This window comes from Thermosulfurimonas dismutans (genome assembly GCF_001652585.1).
GTDB classification, from domain to species: Bacteria; Desulfobacterota; Thermodesulfobacteria; order Thermodesulfobacteriales; family Thermodesulfobacteriaceae; genus Thermosulfurimonas; species Thermosulfurimonas dismutans.
Map to the genome: position 1 here is coordinate 20,482 of NZ_LWLG01000012.1, position 23,508 is coordinate 43,989.

The window sequence follows — 23,508 nt, forward strand, 5'->3', positions numbered from 1 at the left end:
AGACCCTTGCCGCCCGCCCTCCAGAAGGACCCGCAAGGTTTCACGCATGGCCACCCACCGCTCTTTTCTTGTAGCCTACCAGTTTGGCGAGTAGACGATTTTCTTCCTCGGAAAGAAACGGGCTCGGGCGGCCAGTTATCCAATGGGCCGCAACGTCTGCGTGAAGCTCCGAAAGCCAGGACTCCATCTCGCACTCCGCAAGGGTATGGCCTAAAAGGTGGTGACTAAGCTCATGCGCTAAGGCATAGGTCTTCACTTCTGGCCCAAGACCTTCCTTAATCAGGATAAGCCCGGTTTTCTCCCGCTTTGCACACTCGGTTAGCTTCCAAAAGATCTCGTCTCTCGCTAGATCTTTGTCTATCAGGTCAGGCTCAGGAGCAGGAAGATCGCCCTTCTTGAGATTCTCAATAAGCTTTCTCCGGACTATCCTTGCAGGATTTATGGTAAGAGCCAGACCATGACAAGCCTTGATAGACACCTCAAGCACCTCAAACCCGCAATTTTTCACTAAGCCCTCAACTTCCTCAGGGGGAAGAGGAGCCTTGAAGAGCACGGGAAACTTGTAAAGAAGCGAGCCAAGAAGGGCCAGAAGGTTCTCCCAGGAAGGGTCTCGGAGATAGCGGTCTCGCATCATTAGGTAGACGGCATTTACGTTCATGGATGCACCTCTTGAGGGTCTTGGCCTTTGAGCACGACCAGGGCTTCTTTGAGGAGCTTTTCTTCCCCGGTGGTCAAAGCCTCAAGAACCAAATTTGTTTTAGAGTCAAGGCGAGGATGCGGAACACCGGAAACCCACCGGGCAAAAAGATGAGCGTGGAACTCTGCAACCCCACGAGGCACGCTCCAGTTTTCAAGGTGTCCCAAAAAGATATGCCCAAGCTCATGGGCCAGGGTCGGAGCATATTCTTCCTCTGGGAGCTTCTCCCGCATAATGACCACCGGGCCTCCACCTCGCTCAAGGAGCTTCTTGACCCGAGAGAGCATTTCGTCTGAAAGTAAGCCCGGCTCCCTTTCGGTAATTAAGGGCTTGTCTCTCCCGGCGATTTCACGGGGAAGATCTTGGGGGTCTCTCACCATGACCGTGAGAACCGTTGTTTGCTCCAAAGGGTAAGGCCAGATCTCAATTCCCGCTTCTTGGGCCAGTCGCTCGATCTCCATCGGGCTCAAGGGGGCCTTCTGTAAGAGAGGGTATTTGTGGGCCAGAGCCCCCATGAGGGCCATGGCGTTCGCTAGGGTCGGATTGGCTAAATATTGGCGTTTCATAGTGGAGTAGAGAACTTTTGGGTTCATATTTCTCCTCCCGCAAGGGCCCGGGGTGCCCGGGCCCGAAGTTTTACTCCGCAGGCTCAAGCCCCAGAGCCTTATCAAGGGCCTTCGTAAGGCGGTCCTCGGCCCACGAAAAGTCTACTCTGACAGTAAGAAAGCCAAGCTCTTCTCCAAAGATTTCGTCGCCATTTACTTCGGCTGTGCGTGCCTCGAACTGTCCAGGGGCCACTTCTTCAAGGAGTTCTAACTGGAGGCCAGGTCTAGCAAACGGACGGTGCAGAAGTTCCCCGAAAATCTCTTCGGGTTTCCCGTCCCGTTTGTAGCCTATCTTCTGCATACAAAGCTCCATCTGATCGAGCCAATCGAGAGATCGGATAAAGATGGTGTGACTCCGTAGAATTTTCCGTGCAAGCTCCTGGTAGTTCCGTAGTTCCCGTTGGGCCAGGTCCATTACTTTGTCTCGCAGGACCAGGTAAATTCCGACTCTGGCCTTCTGCGCCTCCGCTTCCTTTTCGGCTTGCCGCCTCTGAAGTTCTTTCAAGGCGAGTTCGCATCCCTGAATCTCAAGACCGTTTTTGTCCATTTGCTTCCGCTTGGCCTCGGCCTCCTTGCGGGCGGTCTCGGGAAGCTCGCCCAGATTGATCTTGGCCAAGATTTCACCCGCTTCCTTTTGGAGAGAAGCATTTTCCTCCTGGAGGGCCTGGATCTTCCTTTGAAGCTCCGCTATCTTGACCTGGATCTTCTCAATTTCCTTGATGGCCTTAAAATACTTGTCCCGAGCTTTTTGGACTTTGTCTCTCATTTTTGCACCTCCTGCAAAGTTTTAGTGTTAAGTCAAACCCCTAACCCGAAAAGCTCAGCCCGGTGGGGTCCCGGCACTTAGGTTTTGGTTTAAGCAAGCGGTCCATGAGACGCACTCCTGATATTCTTCTTGAAAGCCCACTCGGCTATCGCCAGGGTTATAAGGTCCGAGGCCTCGCCTTTGGTCCTGGGCCGAGGCAAGCCCCAACGCTCGCAAAATTCGATCTGCTTCTCGGTGGGCGGATAGTTCCGCCAAGAAGCGTCCGGCTTGTAAAGGGCCGCCGCTCCTTGGTCTCGGAGCACCCCGTTAGCCACACCAAAGGCCAGCTCGATGTCCACGGGCCGAGAAGTGAGAGGCCGGATGCCTTCCCGCTCGATGAGGTAAGGCACAAAAAGCTCTTCCCGTTTGGTCTTCTTGGTCTGCCGGATGTAAAGCGTCCGGCCGTCCCCCAGGCTTGCCGCCCAACCGTATTCGCCTCTGGCCCAGTAGAAAGCCGAAGGATCGAAGACCTGCCGCTCTTCCACTCCCAGAATCTGAGAGGCCAGGCTAAGATCTAGCTGGACGTTCTCCCGACTTCCCCTTCCTACGGCTTCCTCAAGCTCGATCCGGCGTTTGAGCTTAGAATCAAGGTCCGCAATGCTAACCAGGCTGTGGCGGCTTGAATTGTCCACCAGGTCGATCACTAGGCAGTTTTTCTTTCCGGGGTAGAGCCGAAGACCACGGCCCACCATCTGGATATAAAGGGCCTTGCTTGCCGTGGGCCGGGCCAAAAGAAGACAGTCCACCGCCGGGTCGTCAAACCCTTCGGTTAACACCTGACAGTTCGTGATGACCGGAATCTCACCTCGGGCGAAGGCCTTGAGCATAGCCCGACGCTCTTCAAGCGGAGTTTGGCCGGTCACAGTCTGAGCTTCCACACCGTAGGCCCGAAAGGTCTCGGCCAGGTCGTGGGCGTGCTTTATATCCACGCAAAAGGCTATGGTCTTGCGCCCCTCCGCCAGTTCAAGCCAGGTCTCTACGGCAAACGTATTCCGTTCCGGGGTGTTAACAGTCTGGGCCAACTGGTTGACCGCAAAGTCCCCGGCTCTATAGTCGAACCGCACCCCGGAAAGATCACACCCGGTCTTGACCGCCCTGTAGTCAATCCCACAAAGATAGCCGTCCGCTATGGCCTCAAGGACCGAATACTCGAAGACCACTTCCTTGAAGATCTCCCGGAGGCTCTCCCCGTCCCTGCGGAAAAGGGTCGCTGAGACGCCCAAGACCTTCATGGCCGGCTTAAGCTCGAGGAGCCGATCCAAGGCCATACGGTAGGTCGAGGCCGCCGCATGGTGGGCCTCGTCAATCACCACCAGGTCAAACCCCTGGACTAAACGGTCAAGTCGACGCCATAAGGTTTGAATCGAGGCCAGGACTATGGGGCGACCTGGCTCAAACCGCTCGGCCTTGATGACGCCCGGCTCGGGTGCCCCGGGCCACACCAGAGAAAGCTTCTCAATGGGCTGCAAGATCAGCTCATCCCGGTGGGCCACGATGAGGACACGGCCTCCGGCCTCCACTACACCCCGGGCCAGGGCCAGGAAGACGATGGTCTTTCCGCATCCGGTCGGAAGCGAGATCGCCACCGACTGCCGCCCGTCAAGGTAGGCATCCAGAATGTGCTCAAGGGCTGTCCTTTGGTAGGGCCGCAAAGGAAGATCGCTCCGTGACCTCACCAGGGACCAGAGAAGGCCTTGACCGGAAACCTCCTCGTGCGGTAAACTAATTTTAAATCCGGTTTCAAGTTCCCTCATATCTATTCACCAGGTGATCTAGACCTCCTTGCCAATCTCCTGAAGCAAAGGCCTAATGGCCTTCAAAAACCGCCTGGCTCTCTCCTTGGCCGCTTCCCTCACCTGTCCACGACCCGAAAGCTCCGAAACTGTCCTCTTGATAAATTCTTGGGGGTTCAAAACGCTACGGCTTTTGTCTATCTGGATCGGGGCCTTGCTCGCCAAAAAGCCAAGCACCAAGGGCCTAAGCAGACTTTTGAGCTTTTCCGTTAGCTCCCTGGTTTCCTCGTCTGGGCTCTCCGAAGAGGTTTGCTCCTCACTCAAGGCCTGGGCTATACGGTTAGGCCATTCGGGACGGAGAGGGCTTTGGGTGTAGGCCGGGCACGGGGCTTTAAGCTTTCGGCACTTCCACTCATAACCGCTGATCCGCTCCTGGGCCTCCACCAGCTCGCCAAGCTTGCACCGGTGGGGATGTTCCATACCCTCCGGGCAATCTCCGGCCTTGCGGGGATCATGAACCAGGACCACCTCCTCACCCCGAACCTCATAAATTGGCAAGTTTTGGGCCTCCGGTTCGGCTTTGAGTAGTTCGGGGAGGCTTACTCCGTGAAGCCACCAGGCCAGGGGGAAGAAGGGCTTGCCCTCGGCTAGAATGGCCGTATGCTCAAACTCGGCCACTCTCCGGGGAAGCTCCGAAGCGGGCTTTCGAGCTAGGACTTTCTTTAATGATTCATTGTCTCTTTCCGGCCAAGGGCAAGGCTTACCTCCAAACCAAGAGATCCCCCGGTAGAACCGGATCGAGGAGGCTCCCTCTCTTGAGGCCTCCTCGGTCTTGCTTCCCCTGGTAAGATGCCGGGAAGATTTCTTCTCTCTGGCTTCTTCCTTAAGAATGGCTTTCAGGGCTTCCTTGTTTTTACGGAGCTTTTCAAGAAGCTCCTCACTCAAAGGAAAAAGTGAAGACTCGTAGATCAACCGCTCCCCTTCTACCCGCAATCGAACCCCTAAAAACCGGAGATAGGAAATAAGGGCTTTCGGCTCCTGAAAATCAAATTTCTCCACGGTAAGTGCCCTCGTCTGGGCCAATATATTTGATGATCCTTGCCGGACGCCCGCCGGTTTTATCTTTTTCCTCCCGGATAAGCCCCAGCTCCCCGAGCCGCTGTAAGGCTTTGTTTAAATCCTCGCCCTTAACGTGACGCCCAAGCATGTCGTGTATTTCGGAAAGACGAGCCATTTTCTTTTCTTTGAGGAATGTCAAAATCCTAGAAACCACATGCTCGCCCTTTCTGGGCAATCTCCATATAAGTTCGACGGATTTTTGGCAGTAGCGCCAGATGCTCAATGCGCTCTCCACATGCTGGAGATCGATCACTAAGCTTCCGTCCAGCGTTGCCAAACACATAGAAAGCCGTAGGACATGAGCCTCGGCTCGATTAGTTGCCTCACCTGCTAATCCTCCCCGTTCTAATGAAAGCTCAGGATAAACTTCCCGCCAAAAATCCTCGGCTCGCCTGCTAAAACGAAAAGGTTGGGGGGCTTTGTTCCGCAATTCTGAAAATCTAGCCAAAAGCGCCTCTTTGATCTCTGTTTCCACCTCTTCGGGAATTGGGGGAGGAAATGGAAGGAGTTTGGATCTCCTGACTAGCGCAATAATGAAACGGTTAAGAAAGCCGTTACAGAGATCAGTAGATCGCACCTTATCCCGAAGGTCTGAAATTGTGGTGTGCCCTAAAGTTACTAGATGAGCTTGATGTATTTCCGTCTTCTTCTTCCGCCCCAAGGTTTTAAAATGCTCCGAATCCCAAAGACACCTCAAAACACCGGAAAGAAAATTCCCTTTACGGTTAGAGATCTCAAGGAGACTCCCAAATTCTTCAATAATTAAAAAAATTCGATTACCTTCTGGGGGAGTTTCTTCTTGGAGTTCAAAAAGATCGCTAGCGGCTTCCCCTGAGAGCAGAAAACCAGACACTTCGGTAGCTGAAAAATCGGGGAGAGGAAAAAATTCTCTCACGAGTCGTAAAGATGTCCCCTTCCGGCCTTTTCCCGTGGGACCGCAAAGTAAAACAAACAAGCGGGGAAAATGACGAGTTTTATTGATCGGGAAGTAAAACCTTAGGCCTAATTCACATCCCCAACGAGCCAGAAAAGTCAGAAGCAAGGCCACGGGGGAAGCTTCGGTGTAATCTGAAACCGCCTTTACAAAGTCCCCAGCCAATCCATAGAAGCAAGTTGGTTCCGGCTCCGGCCATGTCGGAATTAAGAGATTCTGCTCCAAAAGTTCTATTTCCTTTTGTTTGTGCTGTCTCTCCCGGTCCTCCTTGGTTTTTGCGTGCCATAGCTTGGAGATCGCTTCTTTTAGTTCCGGGAGAGGGACGTTAAAACCCTGGGCCACAGCCGGAAGAATCACCTTCAAGCGCTCTGGCCGTTTACTAATCCTTCTAAGCAGATCCACCAATGCGTGAATCAGCTCTTGGGGGGAGGCTAGCTCCCGGTAGAAAGCCCAGACTTCGGAAGCCTTTTCAAGTAGATTACATATTTCCTGTTTGGGATCTGCTACGGAAACTAGGAGATCATCTATCCCCTTCTTTCGAGGGTCTTCTCCCCAGTCCAGCACTAAAACGTGCGCCCCGATGAGGGAGAGAAAGCCCGCGAGGGCCAATTCCTCTTGCCTGACCATGGCATTTTCCCGGCGGTCCGGAGCATCGAAGGCAAGAAAAACTCTCCTGCCAATAAGGTGAACGCCCTTCCATTCGGGAGCCTTGGCCCACATTGAAACCCCGCCGAGGCCGAGGACCGCAAACTCTAACTCTTCGGCATATTGGGCCAAGCAAAGGGCCTTCTTCTCTCCTTCCACAATCACAAGCGGCTTTTTCGGGCTTTTCAACCATTCAACGGGCTGATTGGGCGGAAAATAAAGGTGCACCGTGTCCCGGACGTGATTGCTGGCGGGGGAGAGATATTTCGCCCCGTTTAATGGTTCCCGCAATCGAATCCGCCCAAATGGTTCTGTGGCCAGGGGGTAAGGGATCAGGTAAGCCTCGGTCGCTTTCAAGATCGGATTACCGTTATAGCGCTCAAAGCCCAAGAGCCTTTTCAGATCCTCCGCATCCCGGACCGCCCGGATTCCGGCCTTATGGATCGTCGCCTCGGTGAGACCGGACTTTTTAAGGTCCTCAAGCGCCCAAGCAGGGAGGTCAAGTGGCATTAATTGACGCCCTCCTCGACCATTTTGAGGATGGTCTCCCCCCGTAGGAGTCGCCGTTTACCAAGTCGAACCGTTGGAATCCGACCAGTCAAAGCCCACAGGCGAAGGGTGGACTCACCCAAACGCAGAACTTTCGCGGCCTCCCGGAAAGTGTAAAGGACATCAGGCTTAATCTCGCTTAGAGGGATAGGATCATTAGGGCTAAAACTTTTCATGAAATGCACCTCCTTTCTTTATTTGCATGTATTTTAAATACATAAGTTCTTTCTGTCAAGTCCCTACAAGACCGCTATTGACTTGCAAAAATCCATTGCTTATTATGACAGTATCGCTATTGAGGTTTTGGGAGGGAGGCCATGCTTACAACCGTGGAGCAGCTTAAAAAAGATGCTCAAATTTCATGGAGAGCACCTAAACTTTTGAAGTTATCCATAAACTGGTGGGCAAGCCGAAGCGCAAGAAGTGAAAACGAAGAGGGAGTAGTACTGCTCAAAGAGGCTTTACTAGAAAGGGCTAAACGAGACAATCTGGTTTTTATGTTTTGGAAAGGGGAAGTTTTTGTCCAAGGAACCGATATCGTAAATGCCTTTACCAAAAGAATATTGAGGATAACTCTAGAAGAAGCGCCTCCTAAAGACTCGGTAGAAAAGACACGTTTTGAGCTAGTATTAGCCCACCTAGAAAACGGAGGTTTCATACACTTCAAACTACCTTTTGAAAGGCTCGAAGTTTTTGGGACCTTCCATAACCAAAAAGTTGATCTCTATTCTGCGGTTCGGGAACTACCTTGGGAAAAGCGAGCTCCAGCGCTTCTTTATTTATCTCTGGATCTTTTAGGAATTGAAGCTTACAAGCTTCCCCCAAATCTTTATGAATTCACATCTCCCTATCTTCTAGACATGAATAGCTCCACATGGGGCCTTCCTCTTGAAGGGCCTCCCCCTTATTACGATCCTCGGGCAGTTAAGGCAGTGGAATTTTCAGGATTCCCTAAATCTATGGAAGAAGTGTTCCAGACTGGTAAACCAGAAGAGCTTATCTTAGACCTTATCCGTAAGGGTAAATTCCAGGTTGTACCGTCTCGCCCATTAACACCTGAAGAAGAAGCGAGCGTTGATAACGAATTGCCTTTTTAAAGGAAAATCTTTATGGCCATCCTTAAAGAATGCCCCGAATGTCATAAGCGGTGGGCCTTAAAACATAGGAAGTGTCCTAAATGCGGAGTCTCCTTCCGTAACCCCAGATACTACGTCCGGGTCCACGTGGGCAACGGGCAATATGAGCTTAAGCCCGCCGGACACTCTTTAAGCGCCGCAAAAGCCCTTGAAGCCGAGATCAAAAAGCTTGTGGCCGAAAGACGTTACACTCCCTCCAAAGTCCGGGGAACGATGACCTTCTCCGAATTCTGGCGGAAACATTACTGGGACTATAGCGTCAAAGCCTGCCGTAATTCGGAGAGGTGGCTACTCCGCAAAAGCGAAATTTACGAACATCACCTTAAAAAGGTCTTCGGCAATGTCCGCTTGCGGGACATCACGGTGAAAATGATTGAAGAATACAAAGCCCGGCGGGTCTCCGAAGGAGCCAAGCCCGGAACCGTGAACTCCGAACTGGCTGTTCTAAAGCATGCCCTGGGTTATGCGGTGAAGATCGAGGAGCTAGAGAGCAATCCAGCCAAAAAGGTCTCCTTAGTGAGAGCCGAGGAAAGACCGCCCTACTTTCTTTCCGAGGAGGAAATAAAGCGTCTCCTTGAGGCTTGCTCTCCCGGTATAAGGCCCATTGTAGCTTTTATGCTTGCCACCGGCCTGCGCCGAGAAAATGCTCTGAAACTTCGGTGGGATCAAGTGAACCTGAAAGAACGCTACCTGAGAATTCCTGCCTCGGAATACAAGGCCCGCCGGGAGTTAATCATCCCACTTTCGGACGCCGCCCTCAAAATCCTTAAAGCTCGCCCGAGGCATATATCCTCCCCTTACGTCTTCTGGCATGGCCCAGAGGGCAAACCATACCGTGGAGATGGCTTTTATGCTTCTTTCAAAAGGGCCGTAAAAAGGGCCGGACTACCCCCGCATGTGCGGGTCCATGATCTGCGACACACCTACGCAAGCCTCGCCATCAAAAACGGGGTGAACCCGATTATCCTTCAGCACCTACTCGGCCATCGAACCTACCAGATGGTCTTGCGCTACGTCCACCTAGACCAGCAAACCAAGCTCCAAGAAGCCAACAAAATCATTTCCCCGGACCTCCTCGAAGAGGCCCTTTAAGAGGATCACTTTACCTACTAACTTTTTTCGCACTTTTTTCGCATCGAGGGTCGATAAGCCCCAAACCATTGGCAAGCAAGGCTTTTACCAGGATTTTGATCAAACTTTTTTCGCATTTTTTCGCAAGGGGTAGAGAAAAAAGTTATAGCCCCAATGCCTTGATAGACAAGGCTTTAAGGGAAAGCCGGGGAACTTTTTTCGCTTTTTTCGCAAGCTTGTAAAAAGTAACTCTTTGAGGAAGGAAAAAAGAGAAAGCTTTCTTCTCTCCCCCTCCAAAAAGGTAAAGGGGAGGAACAGACTCTCTTCCCTTCCCTTTTGTTAAACAAGGAGGGAGTTATACCTTTCTTCTCCTACCCTATATTCTCGAAAAGTAGATAAAAAAGTAAAGATAATGTAAGCTTTGGGCTACTTGGGTTCTTCGCTTTTTCTTTGGTGTCTATATTCGTGTCTAACCTCTCCAACCTTAATGTCATCCTTGATCTAAATATTCCCCTTTTCCCCTTAATTTTGACCTCAAAAACGCTCATGACGATAATGTTTTGCTATCGTTTAGGAATCGCAATCTGGAGGTCGGGGGTTCGAATCCCCCCATCTCCACCATTTTTTAACGATTTCTTGTATAGTTAAGAATACCAAAAACCCTAGACAGTTCGAAAACAACCCCTGAGACACTTAGAGCCTAAAGGGCTTTTCAATTTCGCATGGACAACCTCCTGTTTGGCATCTCTCCTCTCTCCGAGTCGTGGATTTGATTTCAGGAAGGCCAAAAAGCGAGGACGTTTCCATTGAAACAGGTGAAAACTTTCAATAAAATGGCTGGAGACTTCCCACTAAAACCTGTGGGGACTTTCGATTGAAATACGCCCCTGGAAGGGTGTCTGTTCTGGTGCGCCTCCCCTCGCCCCACTGGGGCCGGAAATCTCCCTAAAGAGGGAGGAAACTCCATGAGTGGCGCCAAGTTTTACTTTGTCGCCCGTATGCCGGACCAGCCCGGGGCCTTACATCGAGCCGCAGAGATCGTGCGCAAGTACCAAGGCAACATCAACCGCATTCACTACGACCGGCGCATTGACCCGCACACCGTCTTTTTCGAGGTGACGCTTTCCTCAGAGGAGGACTACCGCAAGATCCGCGAAGAGCTCCAGCGTATAGGCTACCTACAGGAATCGTTGGAACCCTTGGGATTTCTTAAATTTAACGTCTACCTCCCCAACCGTCCGGGAGCGCTCTTCGAATTTCTGAACTACGTCACCGACGCCCAGGCCAACATCGCCTTTTTGGACTTCGACGATCAGGGCCGCCACCCAGACCGTTTGACCGTAAGCCTTACCGTAGAACGCAGCGCCATCATCGATAAGCTCTTAAACCGCCTCAAATCCCGTTATCGCCTGGAGATCCTCGAGTACGACACCCGCGGCGACCATTTGGACAACACCGTCTTCTACCTAAAGTTCGCCCAGAGATTGCGTGAGCTCATCGGCGAAGCCGAAGATGAGTTTCTTCTGCGGTTGCTCCACGACATCAACCACATCGTCCAGGAGCTCACCAACCTCAAGCAAGACCCTCAAGAAGTCTTTCGGTGTATCCTGGCCACCGGGCAAAAACTCAAGGAGACCACCGGCGTGGGCTTCTACGCCGACGTCCAGCACTTCGAGGTGACCGATGGGGTGCGTCTCTTCTGTTTTCAACTCCCTTTCGGAGGAAACATCTTTGTGCTGGACACCAGGGAAGAAATGATCATGATCGACACCGGCTACGGTCTCTACCACGAAGACGTAGTGCGGCTTCTCCAGCACTACGGCCTAGGGGACCTCTCCCGACTCTCCCGGATCTTTCTCACCCATGCCGACGCCGACCACGCCGGGGCCGCGGGATTCTTCAAGGCCCCCTCCCACCTTCATCCCGGCACCAAAGAGATCATCGAGAAGGCCAACCGGGCCTACGGTTCCCGGGTAGAAGGTTCCATCCTGGAAGAGGTCTACACCAAGCTCATCAATCTCTTTTCCCACTTCACCCCGCCCCAAAAAATGGTCCTGTTCCCACAGGAGGTCTTTGGGCTTCGGAACATCTTTCCGGTGATCCAGAGTTTCCGGGTGGGGCCCTTGGAGTTTGAGGTGCTCGAAAGCCTCGGTGGGCACCTCTACGGCCAGGTCTTTTTCTTCTGTCCCGAGGTTGGTCTCCTATTTACCGGAGATAGCCTCCTGAATCTTGAAAGCTTTACCCCGGAACGCCTGGAGTTCAGCCGTTTGGCCAAGATCCTTATGACCTCGGTGAATGTGGATAGCGAGATCGCCACTAAGGAGAGGGAGGCCCTGCTTGAGATCGCCAAGGAGACCGACCTGAGGTTGCGCTCAAAGGGGCGGCGCTGTCTTATTTGCGGCGGCCATGGCGCAATCTCAGTGCTAGAGGAAGGAAAGCTTAAGGCCTTTGGTAAAATAGAAAGCTACCATCCGGTTGGGCCGCGGCCTTAAGCAGAACCGGGGGTTCTAAATAATCTTTCAGGGGACGAATCGGGAAGCTATCCGATTCTGGGGGTCTAGAATCAGGATATCCCCAAAAATGGAGATCGCTACTTTCTTTTGACCAGAATGATACAGGGTTAAGGCCAACTGAGTAAGAAAAGCCACATCCGTAGGATAAAGGGTTAGCATCTTCCGGCAGACGGCTTCGGCCTGGCGATACTTTTTTTGTTCTCGCAGGGCTTGAGCGAGGCGAAGATTGCCATAGTAGTTATAAAAATCTATTTTCAAAACTCGAGTCATCAATTCTTCCACTTCTTTCCACCTTTTTTGAACCATATAGGTAAGGCCCAAGCCCAGAAGTGGTTCCACGGCCTGCGGGGCTACCTCTGCGGCCTTTTCGTAGTGTTTTCGGGCCTCCCGATAGCGCCCCTCTAGATAAAATAACCAACCCAATCTTAAATTGACGGTATAGCCCCGAGGGAATTTCTCGTAAACTGGAAGAAGGGCCTCTCTAGCTTTGACATACTCTCCCCGCCTCTCAAACTCATAGGAAAGATGGTAGGCCCGCTTGATAGCCTTATAATCCAAGGCCCAGGCCCAGCTAACTCCAAGGACCAGGATGAGAAGACTCAAAAGAATCTTTCGCATCAGAAGTTAAAACCGATGAAACCAGTAATTATGGCCTGGTTGACACTTTTGTCAGATTCCACTTCTTTATAGGTATTCCAAGTTCCGGTAAGACCTAGAACGTAATTATTGAATCGGTAAGTGACTTCCATGGAGGCCCCGCCGCGGTACTTTTCCGTAAGGTTGTAAACCACAAAACCGGAATTTTTGACCGCAAAGATCTGCTGTCCTACCCAACCGGACAGCTTTACGCTCAAAGGCCCTCGAGTACAGGTTCCAGAAAGCTCAAAGGAGTAATAGTTTTCCATGGAAAGCCCGATTTTTTCGTCCTCGTCAATATGGATGTAGTAGCCCCGGGCCTCGAGATAAAGACTCCTTTTTCCGAAATAGAAGAACTTTCCGGCGTGAGGAGAGATCTGAAAGACGTCCAGATCCACCATTTCGTCATAGTTCGAATAGAAGAATTCCAGCCCGGCATTCCACTTCCAGGGCACGAAATAAGTGAGGTCCGTAAAAAGAATCAGCCCTTCATCGGTGAGGTCATCGTCGGTGGAGATATAGTGGCCTCCCAGACGCAAAGATAGATTGGGATAAAGGCTCCCGGTGTTGGTGTAGGCCAGGGTGTAATCCGTTTGATCAAGGTCCGAATAACCGGACTCATAGTTGATGTGGAGTTGGGAGACCGCGGCCTCAAGGCCATGATGTCTTCCGTCCCCAAGGCTTCCGTAGGCCGTAAAAGAATATCCATCATCCTTGACCTTGGAGTTGCCATAATTCAAATAGGCCCCGTAGAGGGCAAAATACTTCTTGAGTTCCGAAGTTCGACCGGTGCCCCAAGTCAGACCCAGAATCAAAACTACAATAAGCATCAACCATACTTTTCTCATCTCTTCCTCCTTAATTGATAAATTCGATTTTTGATTTTTATTTCGATCTCTTCAAAGCCTACATCTTCGGCAAGGACCGTCTTAGTTTCTATCTTTTCATTATTCAAGTTGATTTTACCCGAAAAATCAAGTAGGCTTTGTGATTCATATCTGGCTTTTATTTGGAAATATCGTGGATAAAAAGAAATAAGAAAAAGATACCATTCTTTTTTAAAGCCCGAGAGTCCTATTTCAAGTGGAAGACTATCCTCCCAACGAAGGCCTGGTTTCAAGGCCAGAGGCACTTTCGGGGCCGCAAGGAAGAGCCATTTCAAGGGTGAAGACTTACGGCCCTCAAAACTCAGGAAGTAGAAGGCCTTTTCCTTTAAGGCAAAATAAAGCCTACTCTGGCCATCAGTAAGGTAAAAAGTCCCGTCCGGGGCCATTTCCACAGAAAGCGCAATTTCTCCGAAAAGACTGCCGTTTTCATATAGGCTGTAAGCCAACTTCTGGCCAAGGAGGAGATTGAGCCGCTTTTTGAGGGCCTTATCCGGGGCCAAGGGCTCAACCGTTGAACCTTCCACGGGCAAGGAAAAATCCTTAAAAAGCCCCTCTTCCAGATACCCGGAGAAGACAAAAGGCAGGGTGGGCGAGCCGATCTCGGGCCCATGCTGGATATGGAAGTGAAGATGGGGTTCCGGTGCATAGCCCGAACTTCCGCAGAGCCCGAGCACCGTTCCTTTCACTACCCAATCTCCCTTTTTGACCCGCAGGGTTCCGGGGCTGAAGTGTGCAAGCACAGCATAAAAACCGCGGAGATCGTAAATCACCACATGGTTCCCCCAGGGATTTTCCCGATTAGCTGAGCCTGGAGGCTCATCTGGAAGCCCATCTACGGCCTCCACCACCCGGCCCGAGACCGGGGAAAAGACCGGCTTACGATAGGCGTAATAGTCCTCGGGGCGCATCCCCTCTCCGGCAAAGGTGCGGCCGTTTTCGTCCGCTACGACGAAGTCCAGGGCGTGACGCCAAGGCCCCTTGTGGGTGAACTGGCCGTCTGGTCCCTGAGAGATGAGCCAACGTCCACTTACCGGAAGGTCCACCTCTGGAACCAGAGAAGGAAACCGGATCTCAAAGCTTAGATGATGATCCAGGGTTTTCTCGGGCGTGCCCTTATAAAGGGCGGTAAGCTTCCTGAAGCCTGAAACTATGAGGGCATAGAGAAAAAGCAGGGTTACCAGGTTAAATGGAAGGGCAAAGGCCGGGAGACCGAACTTCTCCCAGAAGACCCGAGAGGCTTCGGTTATGGGCACCGCCACCACCGCCCCCAGGATCGCCAGGAGATAACTCCGGGGAGAGGGTATCAGGAAAACCCCTCCCAGGGCCATGCTGATGAGGACGTAGTTGAAGTGTATGGGATTGGAGAAAACCTGATACGAAGAACCGGTGAAGAGGTAAGCCATAAGGGTTCCTGAAAAATAGCCCAGTGCGGCCAAAAGCGCGAGAATCCTTGAGAACCGGAGAATGAGGGCGAAAACTATGAAACCGGGAAGGGGGTGAGGCATGAAAAAGATGGCCCCTAGAGAACGGAAAAAGCCCTCAAGCCACAGGGGGAGACCTCCCACACTGTAATGGAAGGTGGGTTTAAGACTTGTGACCAAGAGATTGGAATAATGGTAGGAGGCAAGAGTAGCCACAAGACTTCCGATCACAAACGGAAGGCTCAGGACCGGGAGCCTCAAGTAATAAGATAGAAAGGAAGAAAGACCATAGGTAAGGAGAAAGGTAAAAATCCCTAGCAGGATTATAAAGAGAAGGGTTAAAGGATCAAGCCGAAAGTAATAGCCCACGGAAAGGCCCACCAGAAGGGGATTATAGATGTAGTAGTCAAGTCTCAGGAAATCTTCTTTAAGTCCGATAAGCCTCGCAAAGCCGTAGGCCGAAAGTACACAAATAAGGCCCGAGAGTCCCAGATTGGGATCCATGAGGGTGGAAAGGGCCAAAAGGACCAGTCCGGCTCCAGGCTCGCTTATAAAAAGGATGCCGGAGTAACTGTTCAGGAGTGAATGGATGGCCGTCTTAAGAGCCTTCATCGCAGATGTTCGGGAACTCTTTCCTTTCTTACGATGTCCTCCAGATTTTCGGCCTCGCGGATGACCTCTGCCCGGCCGTCCTCCGTGATGAGGATCACCCGTGGGCGGTAGGTAATAAATTGCATCCACTGAGTCACATTGTAAGCCCCCACCGGGGAGAGGATGAGATGGGTGTTTCTAGGAAGTGGGGGCAGGAGAGCACTCTCCTCCACCACATCGATGTTCATGCAGAGGGGACCGTAAAGGACGCAGGGTTCGGGTGGACCAGGAATCTCTCTCTCCATCTCCACCTTGAGGTGGTACCAGAAGGCCGTAAAAAGGAGATTAACCCCGGCATCAAGAATATAGGCCCGCCGGCCGTCAGGAAGCCTTTTGGTCGCCCTTACGGTAGTAAGGAGGAACCCGGCCTCATCCACCAGGGCCCGGCCGGTTTCCATAATGAGAAGCGGATAGTTTCCCGGAGGGAGTCCGGAAAGCATGGCCCGGCCGATGGCCTCAATGTACTCCGCTAGCGAAGGAACCGCCACCTCCGGCGGAAGATAGATACCTTTTAGGCGATTGCGGGATGGAAAGCCCCCTCCGAGGTCCAGATACTCTATCTGCCAGCCAAAACGGTTCTCTAACTCTCCGGCAAGCCTCACCAGTTTTTCGGCCGCCTGGCCATAGGCCCCTGGTTCAAGAATAAAGGTACCCTGGTGACAGTGAAGCCCAACCACCTCGAGGAGGCCTCCGGCAGCTATCCGCCGGGCCACTTGCATGACCTCTCCGTTTTCAAGATTGAACCCGAATCGGTCCCAGCGGGGATAGATGCCGGTATCCATGTTAACCCGAAGGCCGATTTTAAGGCGCCGGCCCATCTTGCGGGCCAGGTTTTCAAGATCAAGGACCTCGTCCAAGGAGTCGGCGTTAATTCGGGCCCCTTCAGAGACCGCGCGCTCTAGAATCTCTAGCGGTTTATAAGGGCCGTTAAAGACTATTTTTTCCCCGGGAATTCCGAGTCTTCGGGCCTTCTCGTACTCAAAATCCGAGACTACCTCCGCCGTAGCCCCTTCCTGGTGAAAGATCCGGCAGATGGCGTCCAGATAGTTGGTCTTGTAGGACCAACTGAACTCCACCCGGGGATAGTGGCTCTCAAAGAGACGTTTGAGATACCGGAACCTCTCTCGGAGCCTCTTTTCCGAGAAGACGAAAAGTGGAGAGCCGAATTTCTCAACCAAGGTCTTCACCGGAATTCCATCTATCTCCGAACGGATAAGGGTTCGCGCGGCGCTTTTCTTTTCCCGCATAAAACCTACATGCAGTTTAAGAATACTCGGTTTTTGATAGAGTTTTTTCATCTCTCCCCCCTAGTAACCATGTGCTGAAAGATTTGAATATCGGTTACAAAGTCGTCGGTAAAACGGATATAGAGTTTCCCGGCCTCGTAATGGGATTCCCTTTCCGGTTCCTCTCCGAGGGCGGCTTTAAGGAGTCTTTCCGGAAGATTAACCCCTACGCCCACCGCAAAATAGATCCAGGCCGGAAAGCGGGGATTGATCTCGATGAGATAGATCTCTTCGTCCTTCACAATAGTCTCCAGCTCAAAGGCTCCACGCCATCGAAAGGCCCTTACGAACTCCTCGGCGGCGGAAAGTAGCCTTTGGTGGGTTACGGTCACCCCGGTCCAGATCTTTCCCAGGGAGGTAATCCAGAGTTTTTTGATGGTCACCAGCCCGAAATGTCCTCCCTCTCCGTCGCCGACCCCCACCACGTTCATCTCCTCGCCCGCAACCACTTCCTGAAGAATCACCGGAAATCCCCATTCCGCCAAAATACTGTGGAAGTACTGCTCCGCTTCCGCGGGGGTGTGGGCCTTAAGGGCCTTATAAAAAAGGCCCTTAACCATGACCGGAAATTTCAGCTGTGAGAGGGCCCGGGAGAATTCTTCGTATGAAGTAACTACCAGGGTGGCAGGGATCTTGATTCCGATGGTCTCGGCTACTGCCGGTAGCCGATCCTTGGCCCGCAGACGGAACTGTTCTTTGGAGGGAAGAAAGGTTTTTATTCCGTAGGCCGAAAGCCTTTCCTGGAGATCTATAAAAAGAGGCAGTTCGGCATCCAGGGCCGGGATGATGGCCTCAAGATCCTCTTTTTCCCGGATATAAAGGAGTCGATTGAGAAAAGGGGCTTCGCCCTCGGAAGGATAGGGCATAAGATAGGCCCGCTCAATCAGTTGTTCGAGATAGACTCCGGGTTCCATGGCATCATAGGCTAGGCCGACCACGGAGACCGAAAGACTTCCCTCCCGAAGACCTTTTATAATTCCGATTCCCGGGCCAGGATTGTCAACCGCGTTTATCCCGGAGACCGCAACCTTAATCATGGCTTTCCCTCCAGAGCCCGAATCTCCTTAAGCCCTCCAGAAACTCCTCCACGTCCCGTTCCGCCTCTTCAGGGGAAACCTCGTATTCCTCAAGGATGGCCTCAACGATTGCCGTGGGTGACAATCCTTCCTTGAGCTTCTGCAAGATAAAAAGCCCAGTTTCGTTTACGGTATAACTGTTTCCGGTCTCGGGATCAAACACAAAGCCTTCATCACTTATGGCCAGGCGAGAGATCTTCATTTCGGGCCTCCTTATCTATTTTCCCTGAGCCATTTCATAATATCCCAGGCAGTAACACCATGGGAAAGGGCTAATTCCCTTAGAGGGCTATTCCAATCTGGGCGCACTCCGTGTTTCTTAAGAATCCCCTCACAGGTCTTACGGTCAAGCCCGAAGAGCTCACAGACCTCCTTTAGGGTTCGCTTACCAGGATGGGCGATGACCGGTGCTACAGAACCCTTAGCGGTGGAAGCGCTCTGTTTCTGACTGATGATTATCAAATAAAGATCCGCTGGGGAGGTCTTGTTTAGACGGGCAAGCTCCTTGAGAGACATTTGGGAAGAGGGAATTTTAAACCCTCGAGCTTCTAAGACCTGTATAGTTTTTTGCAGGGAAAGACCCTCTCTTTTGACAACGACTTCGAGAGAAAGAAGTTCAGCGTGAGGCACTGGGGGAGGAACTGCCGGCTTGTGCCAAGAGGCTTTAAATCTTTCCTGGAGGCTCATTAGCAGGCTTGCCGGCGGAAGATCCTTTATCGCTAGGACCGTAAGAGCCACCGTAACCAGAGTCAGGGAAACCAAAACCTTGCTCGGGGCCCTTGTCGAGCCCAGATAGCGTTTAAAGGGCTTCCAGTTCAGATAGAAATGCCAGGCCGCAAGAAAGATCACGAGAACCCCGAAGAGGATATGGATAGCCTCCCACTGATCCTTTCCCAGTCCCAGAAGGCGCCAGTCCGTCCAGTAGGCCACGCGGCCAGGCGGCATGATATAAAGCACGAGTCCTGTTAGGACCGTGAGCCCCAGAGCATAGAAGAGAAAGAGGCTAACAAAGCTTCTCATCCCAGATCCCCCTATTTGTTTTCCTGAGGGCATTTTCTAAGGCTCAAAGTCCGGCCGTCTTTGAGGAGTACGATCCGGCAGGCCATGTATTCGTCTATGTTGCGAGCAGCCCAGAATGGAGGCTGGTAGGCCAAGATCTCCACCTTCTCGCCAGGTTTAAGCTCCGGATAATCGTTTAACCAAAGGGGAGAAATCCTGAAGGTAGCCACCCGGCCCTCACTATTTTTTACTTCTATTACCAACCATTTAATCTGAGGCCGACCTATACCGGGGCTGCTCTTCCGGGCCACGATTTCCCCGGAATAGACCAGCGGTTTCAGACTAGTTCTCCAACAGGGCTTGCCTGGCCCCTCTCGCAGCACGAGGACCGCCCCGGTATCGAGATTTTTTACCTCCGCCGCCACCAAAACCGGCTGACCGGCAAAGGCCGTACGTGGGGGAATCCAGCCTCTAACCCTGATCCGGTCTCCCGTAGTAAAGGGAGGCTTGAGCTTCCACCATTCGGGATAAAGCCTCACCTTTATTTCCTTTTTCTCGGTGGCTACCAACGCGGTCACGAAGCCGAACCTGGCCTTGGGAGAGGCCTTTTCCACCCGGATCTCCCTGACCGTGCCCTCCACCTCCTGCATAGGAACCCCGGGACCCTTTCCAAAGGCGGCTCCGAACCATATTAGAAGAAAAAGCAAACTAAATATTTCAATTTTTCTCGTGTTCATACCTACGACCTCCTTTTTCCTTTTTAGCAAAAATTAAGCAAAGGGTATGCCAACCCTAAACCTTTAAAAACAGCGGCTCCGAGGTCTCTGACCTCGGAAACTTTTCCGAAAAAGGGATCATTTTTCGGAAAAGTTTCCGAGGGGAAGTCTAATGGTAAAAACGGTCCAACCGGAACATAATTCGGCCTTGACGCTTCCACCGTGGGCCTCTACGATTCTCTTGACATTGAAGAGGCCGAGACCGAAGCCTCCGGGTTTTTGGCTCTTGTAGGGCCTGAAAAGTTCGGTGGTCTCGGGAAGAAGGCCTGCAGAATCGGCCACCTCTATACGATAAAATTCGCCCTCAACGTCCCCGTAAAGCCTCATTCTGCGGGGAGGAGGTGCCTGAGCCAGGGCCTCCAGGGCATTTCTAATAAGGTTTCGAAGGACCACGCGCATCTTTTCAGGATCAACGGAAAGTTTTGCGGGCGCAAGTCTGACCTCGGTTTCGACTCCAAGATCTTCTACTCTTTCGGAAAATTCTCCGAGGATCTCTTTTATCAAATCGTTTATTCTGGTTTCAACAGGCCTTAGAGCCAGAGGCTTCCTTAAATCGGAGACCTCTACCAGATAAAGGGTGAGTCGCCTAATTTCCTCCTCAAGGATTTTTATTTCTTCGGACGAAGTCTTCTTTTTCAGGCGAAAGACCGCAAAATTGAGGTTATTCAGGGCGTTTTTGACCTCGTGAAGCATGGATGCGATGGCCAGGGATACGCTTTTTAGCCGTTCGGCTTCGGCCCTTTCCTGAGCAAGGATCAGTCTGCTTTCGTAATAACTCCTGAGCAACCAAAGGGTTAACCCTAACCCCATGAAATTGAGGAGTAACCACAAGCTGAGTTCAATGTAGAAATGGCGTTTGATCTCGTAAAAGACCTCCCCCGAGAAGTAGAGTTTAAATACGAAGGGGTTGAGTTCCAGGGTGTAAATCAGATTTTTGGGAGGAATGTCCGTCCCCGGAACGATGATGGTTCTTCCGGAAAGGATAAGGGCTGCCCCTTTGAGAAGGTCGGAATCCTCCATATATTCTGCAAGGGTTTCCACAGGATCGCCTCCAGAGATCACAGTGGCCTTGAGAACCGAATAAATACGCCGTTTTTCTTCCTCCAGCGTCAAATAAAAAAATTTCTCCCATTCCTTCTTCAAACGGTAAAAATCGTAAAGAAAACCCAGACCCAAGGCCAAAAGTACGGTAAAAAAGAGAAAGAGATAACGTCTAGATGCCATATTTTTTGCGTTTATAACGTAGGGACTTCTCGTCTATCCCCAGAAGTTCGGCAGCCCTGGTCTGCACATAGCCAGTCTGCTCTAGGGCTTCCTTGAGAAGGAGCTTCTCCACGTCGGCAAGGACTTTGGGGAGGGCTTTTCCTAGCGGAAGATGCAGATCGATCTTCGACTCGCCCTTAGTCTCAAGTCCAAGAACTTCGGGAGTAATTTCCCTGCCGCTTACCAACACCGCCCGGTGGATAAGATTCTCGAGCTCCCTGACATTTCCCGGAAAAGAATAACGGAGTAGCTCTTCCATAGCTTCCGGGGTGATCTTTACATCTTTTTGGTATTTCTGGTTAAACTTCCGCAGGAAATAAGCAACAAGTTCAGCAATATCTTCCTTTCGTTCGCGAAGGGGTGGAATCTTTAGGACTAGGACATTCAGGCGAAAATAGAGATCCTCTCGAAATTTTTGTCGAGAGACCGCGGCCTTAAGATCTTCATTGGTAGCCGCTATGATTCTGGCGTCGCTTTTCAGAATCTTATTGCTGCCTAGACGACGAAATTCGCCTTCCTGGAGGAACCGTAGGAGTTTGCTCTGAAGAACAAGGGGCATCTCTCCGATTTCGTCAAGGAAAAGCGTACCGCCTTGGGCTTCTTCGATCAGACCCGACCGAGAAGTTTCAGCCCCGGTAAAGGCCCCACGCTCATAACCAAAAAGTTCGGCTTCGAAGAGTTGCTCAGGCAAGGCCGCACAATTCACGGCCACAAACCGACCCTTACGCCCGCTTTTTTCGTGGATATAACGGGCTAAAAGCTCCTTTCCCACTCCGGACTCTCCTAGAATAAGAATGGGGGCCTCGGGCCGGGCAAAGATCTCGGCCTGCCGCAGAAGATCCTTCATTACCTGTGAACGATAAACCAAAGGCCCCGGCTCTCGGGGTCTTCTTAGACTAACGAGTTCCCCACACCTTCTCACCAAATTAAGGAGGACCTCGGGCTCATAAGGTTTTACCAGATAGTGAAAGGCCCCGGCCTTGATCGCAGAAATTGCGTCTTCTATCTCACCGAAGGCTGTAATGATAAGGACTTCGGTTTCTGGACTCTTCTCTTTTATACGCTCAAGGAGTTCCAAGCCGCTCATCCCCGGAAGCCGGACATCCAAAATGGCCACATCTATTTCTTCTTGGCTCAACACGGGCAGGGCCTTTTCGGCACTGGGCACACTCCAAACGCGATATCCTTCTTCCTCTAAGGTCTTCCGCAGAAGTTCGCGATGGATCTTCTCGTCTTCTACTATCAGGATACGCAGGCTATCGCCTTCGGGACCGGAGTCGACCTCTTTTCTTTTCATAGTAGCTTAGAAAACATTTTAAGACGTCCGAAGGCCCCTTTCCAAATAAGCTAGGAACTTGTAAATCAGACGGGCAGCCAGGTATTCCGTACGGGGATCTCCGGGAATAGGCAAAAGCTCTACCACATCAAAACCAATGACCCGGAAGGAGGCTGCCAACTTCAAAATTTCGAGGACCTCATACCAGGTAAGCCCTCCAGGCTCGGGAGTGCCCACTCCGGGGGCCTCCGCGGGATCAAAACCATCAAGATCTAAAGTCACGTAAACCGGCCCCTCCCCCAAAAGGTCTTTCAAGTTTGCAAGACCGGCTTCAAAGTCCCGTTTGAGGTCCCGGGCCCACAGGACAGAAAGTTTTTCCCTCTGAATGAGTTCGTATTCCTCCCGGGAGGCCGTCCGTATTCCCACGGCCACCACCTCAAGGCCCATCTCATAAGCCCGCCGCATAACGCAAGCATGGCTGAAGGGAGTTTCCTGGTAAACATCCCTCAAATCTGGATGGGCATCTATCTGAAGGATTTTGAATGACGAAAAGCGCTCCTTTAAAGCCCTCAGAGCCGCAAGGGTAACGGTGTGTTCACCCCCGAGGAGAACCGGAAACTTTTGTTCGTCCAGGGCCTTACAGACCAGGCTCTCTATAGTAAGAATGGCTTTCTCGGGGTCTACCGGAAGTTCGGGCTCCGGAAAGGTATAGAAACCCAAGTTACGGTGAGGTTCGCTTCCGGTTTCCTCGTCAAAAAACTCGAGATAAGGACTAACCTCTAGGATACGTCTCGGGCCCTCTCTCGTCCCTGGGCGCCAAGAAGTAGTGGCGTCGTAGGGAGCAGGAATGAGGGCTACCCGAGCCTTCTCTCGGACCTCGGGTAGCCCCAGAAAGGTCCGTCTCATCTAGACCGCAAGCTGGTTCCTTTCGGTCCGGATGAAACGCTCCACCGCCCGAATGGAACGCGGAAACTCGTGGCCCCGATCAAGAAGCCGGATTTCGCTCTTCTGGACTTCAAAGAGTCGAGAAATATCCTCGATGGCTTTGTCCACATCGAAGGGCTTGCAGGAAAAGATATCCACGCTCATATAAAGCTTTTCCGGAAAGGTATGGATACTAATGTGACTTTCAGCAATAATCACGAAGCCTGAAATACCCCAATCCTCGGGCACCGGAGCATAATATTTGAAGACATAAGGAGGCATAATCTTAGTCATATTGATTTGGGACGGGTATTCACTCAGAAAATTGTAAATAAAATCCAAGTCCATAAGCTTTTCCCGATTGCAACCATAGCCGTCAAGAATGAGATGCTGCCCGAAACCGTACTCCACCTTTTCCGAATCCATAAATTTCTTTTCCATGGCGGCCCTCCTTCGCTTAATTCCTTAAAAAACCCGCCCCAGCCAAAAAATTAAGGGCAGCCACC

Annotated in this window: 22 protein-coding genes; 3 read left to right on the forward strand and 19 right to left on the reverse strand. The window is 51.7% G+C overall.

What is annotated here, in order from left to right:
• Positions 1–40 precede the first annotated feature (40 nt).
• From TDIS_RS07670 to TDIS_RS07700, 7 genes are all read right to left on the reverse strand, one after another.
• A complete protein-coding gene (locus TDIS_RS07670; RefSeq protein WP_068670987.1) occupies positions 41–658 on the reverse strand; it encodes a hypothetical protein in 618 nt (205 codons plus the stop codon).
• Complete coding sequence (locus TDIS_RS07675; RefSeq protein ID WP_068670989.1) at positions 655–1,290, reverse strand: ImmA/IrrE family metallo-endopeptidase; 636 nt, start codon at positions 1,288–1,290, stop codon at positions 655–657. The genes TDIS_RS07670 and TDIS_RS07675 overlap by 4 nt, the downstream gene beginning before the upstream one ends.
• Before the next feature lie 43 nt (positions 1,291–1,333).
• Positions 1,334–2,068, reverse strand: coding sequence for a hypothetical protein (locus TDIS_RS07680; protein WP_068670991.1), 735 nt, complete (start codon positions 2,066–2,068; stop codon positions 1,334–1,336).
• Positions 2,069–2,157: 89 nt separating this feature from the next.
• A complete protein-coding gene (locus TDIS_RS07685; RefSeq protein WP_068670993.1) occupies positions 2,158–3,861 on the reverse strand; it encodes a DEAD/DEAH box helicase in 1,704 nt (567 codons plus the stop codon).
• Between the two features lie 18 nt (positions 3,862–3,879).
• Positions 3,880–4,899, reverse strand: a complete 1,020-nt coding sequence (locus TDIS_RS07690; RefSeq protein WP_068670995.1) for a TubC N-terminal docking domain-related protein — start codon at positions 4,897–4,899, stop codon at positions 3,880–3,882.
• Positions 4,886–7,048 (reverse strand): DUF3854 domain-containing protein, encoded by a 2,163-nt coding sequence (locus TDIS_RS07695; protein WP_068670997.1) that lies wholly within the window; start codon positions 7,046–7,048, stop codon positions 4,886–4,888. Before TDIS_RS07695 ends, TDIS_RS07690 begins: the two co-directional genes overlap by 14 nt.
• Positions 7,048–7,263 (reverse strand): helix-turn-helix domain-containing protein, encoded by a 216-nt coding sequence (locus TDIS_RS07700; RefSeq protein WP_068670999.1) that lies wholly within the window; start codon positions 7,261–7,263, stop codon positions 7,048–7,050. Before TDIS_RS07700 ends, TDIS_RS07695 begins: the two co-directional genes overlap by 1 nt.
• Positions 7,264–7,404: 141 nt before the next feature.
• On the opposite strand from TDIS_RS07700, the gene TDIS_RS07705 reads away from it, so the two are divergent.
• From TDIS_RS07705 to TDIS_RS07715, 3 genes are all read left to right on the forward strand, one after another.
• A complete protein-coding gene (locus TDIS_RS07705; protein ID WP_068671002.1) occupies positions 7,405–8,184 on the forward strand; it encodes a hypothetical protein in 780 nt (259 codons plus the stop codon).
• Positions 8,185–8,196: 12 nt separating this feature from the next.
• On the forward strand, positions 8,197–9,315 hold the full coding sequence (locus TDIS_RS07710) for a tyrosine-type recombinase/integrase (RefSeq protein ID WP_068671004.1): 1,119 nt from the start codon (positions 8,197–8,199) through the stop codon (positions 9,313–9,315).
• Positions 9,316–10,259: 944 nt separating this feature from the next.
• On the forward strand, positions 10,260–11,786 hold the full coding sequence (locus TDIS_RS07715; RefSeq protein ID WP_068671006.1) for an MBL fold metallo-hydrolase: 1,527 nt from the start codon (positions 10,260–10,262) through the stop codon (positions 11,784–11,786).
• A gap of 27 nt (positions 11,787–11,813) precedes the next feature.
• On the opposite strand, the gene TDIS_RS07720 is transcribed toward TDIS_RS07715, so the two are convergent.
• From TDIS_RS07720 to speD, 12 genes are all read right to left on the reverse strand, one after another.
• Positions 11,814–12,425: a tetratricopeptide repeat protein gene (locus tag TDIS_RS07720; RefSeq protein ID WP_068671008.1), complete on the reverse strand. Its 612-nt coding sequence runs from the start codon at positions 12,423–12,425 to the stop codon at positions 11,814–11,816.
• Positions 12,425–13,291 (reverse strand): hypothetical protein, encoded by an 867-nt coding sequence (locus TDIS_RS07725; RefSeq protein WP_068671010.1) that lies wholly within the window; start codon positions 13,289–13,291, stop codon positions 12,425–12,427. Before TDIS_RS07725 ends, TDIS_RS07720 begins: the two co-directional genes overlap by 1 nt.
• Positions 13,288–15,363, reverse strand: coding sequence for an urea transporter (locus TDIS_RS07730; protein WP_068671012.1), 2,076 nt, complete (start codon positions 15,361–15,363; stop codon positions 13,288–13,290). The genes TDIS_RS07725 and TDIS_RS07730 overlap by 4 nt, the downstream gene beginning before the upstream one ends.
• The gene (locus TDIS_RS07735) at positions 15,360–16,700 is read right to left on the reverse strand and encodes an alanine racemase (protein WP_068671014.1); all 1,341 of its coding nucleotides are present in this window, start codon (positions 16,698–16,700) and stop codon (positions 15,360–15,362) included. Before TDIS_RS07735 ends, TDIS_RS07730 begins: the two co-directional genes overlap by 4 nt.
• A complete protein-coding gene (locus TDIS_RS07740) occupies positions 16,697–17,725 on the reverse strand; it encodes an ATP-grasp domain-containing protein (protein WP_068671016.1) in 1,029 nt (342 codons plus the stop codon). The genes TDIS_RS07735 and TDIS_RS07740 overlap by 4 nt, the downstream gene beginning before the upstream one ends.
• Entirely contained in the window at positions 17,718–17,966 is a 249-nt protein-coding gene (locus TDIS_RS07745) for an HPr-rel-A system PqqD family peptide chaperone (protein WP_068671018.1), read from the reverse strand. The genes TDIS_RS07740 and TDIS_RS07745 overlap by 8 nt, the downstream gene beginning before the upstream one ends.
• A gap of 11 nt (positions 17,967–17,977) precedes the next feature.
• Positions 17,978–18,784 (reverse strand): DUF4405 domain-containing protein, encoded by an 807-nt coding sequence (locus TDIS_RS07750; RefSeq protein ID WP_068671020.1) that lies wholly within the window; start codon positions 18,782–18,784, stop codon positions 17,978–17,980.
• Between the two features lie 11 nt (positions 18,785–18,795).
• Positions 18,796–19,500 (reverse strand): MamS/MamX family magnetosome protein, encoded by a 705-nt coding sequence (locus TDIS_RS07755; RefSeq protein WP_068671022.1) that lies wholly within the window; start codon positions 19,498–19,500, stop codon positions 18,796–18,798.
• A gap of 117 nt (positions 19,501–19,617) precedes the next feature.
• Positions 19,618–20,763, reverse strand: a complete 1,146-nt coding sequence (locus tag TDIS_RS07760; protein WP_068671024.1) for an ATP-binding protein — start codon at positions 20,761–20,763, stop codon at positions 19,618–19,620.
• A complete protein-coding gene (locus TDIS_RS07765) occupies positions 20,753–22,099 on the reverse strand; it encodes a sigma-54-dependent transcriptional regulator (RefSeq protein ID WP_068671026.1) in 1,347 nt (448 codons plus the stop codon). Before TDIS_RS07765 ends, TDIS_RS07760 begins: the two co-directional genes overlap by 11 nt.
• 18 nt (positions 22,100–22,117) lie before the next feature.
• Positions 22,118–22,984: an agmatinase gene (speB, locus tag TDIS_RS07770; protein WP_068671028.1), complete on the reverse strand. Its 867-nt coding sequence runs from the start codon at positions 22,982–22,984 to the stop codon at positions 22,118–22,120.
• A complete protein-coding gene (gene speD / locus TDIS_RS07775) occupies positions 22,985–23,443 on the reverse strand; it encodes an adenosylmethionine decarboxylase (RefSeq protein WP_244147497.1) in 459 nt (152 codons plus the stop codon).
• Positions 23,444–23,508: the final 65 nt, after the last annotated feature.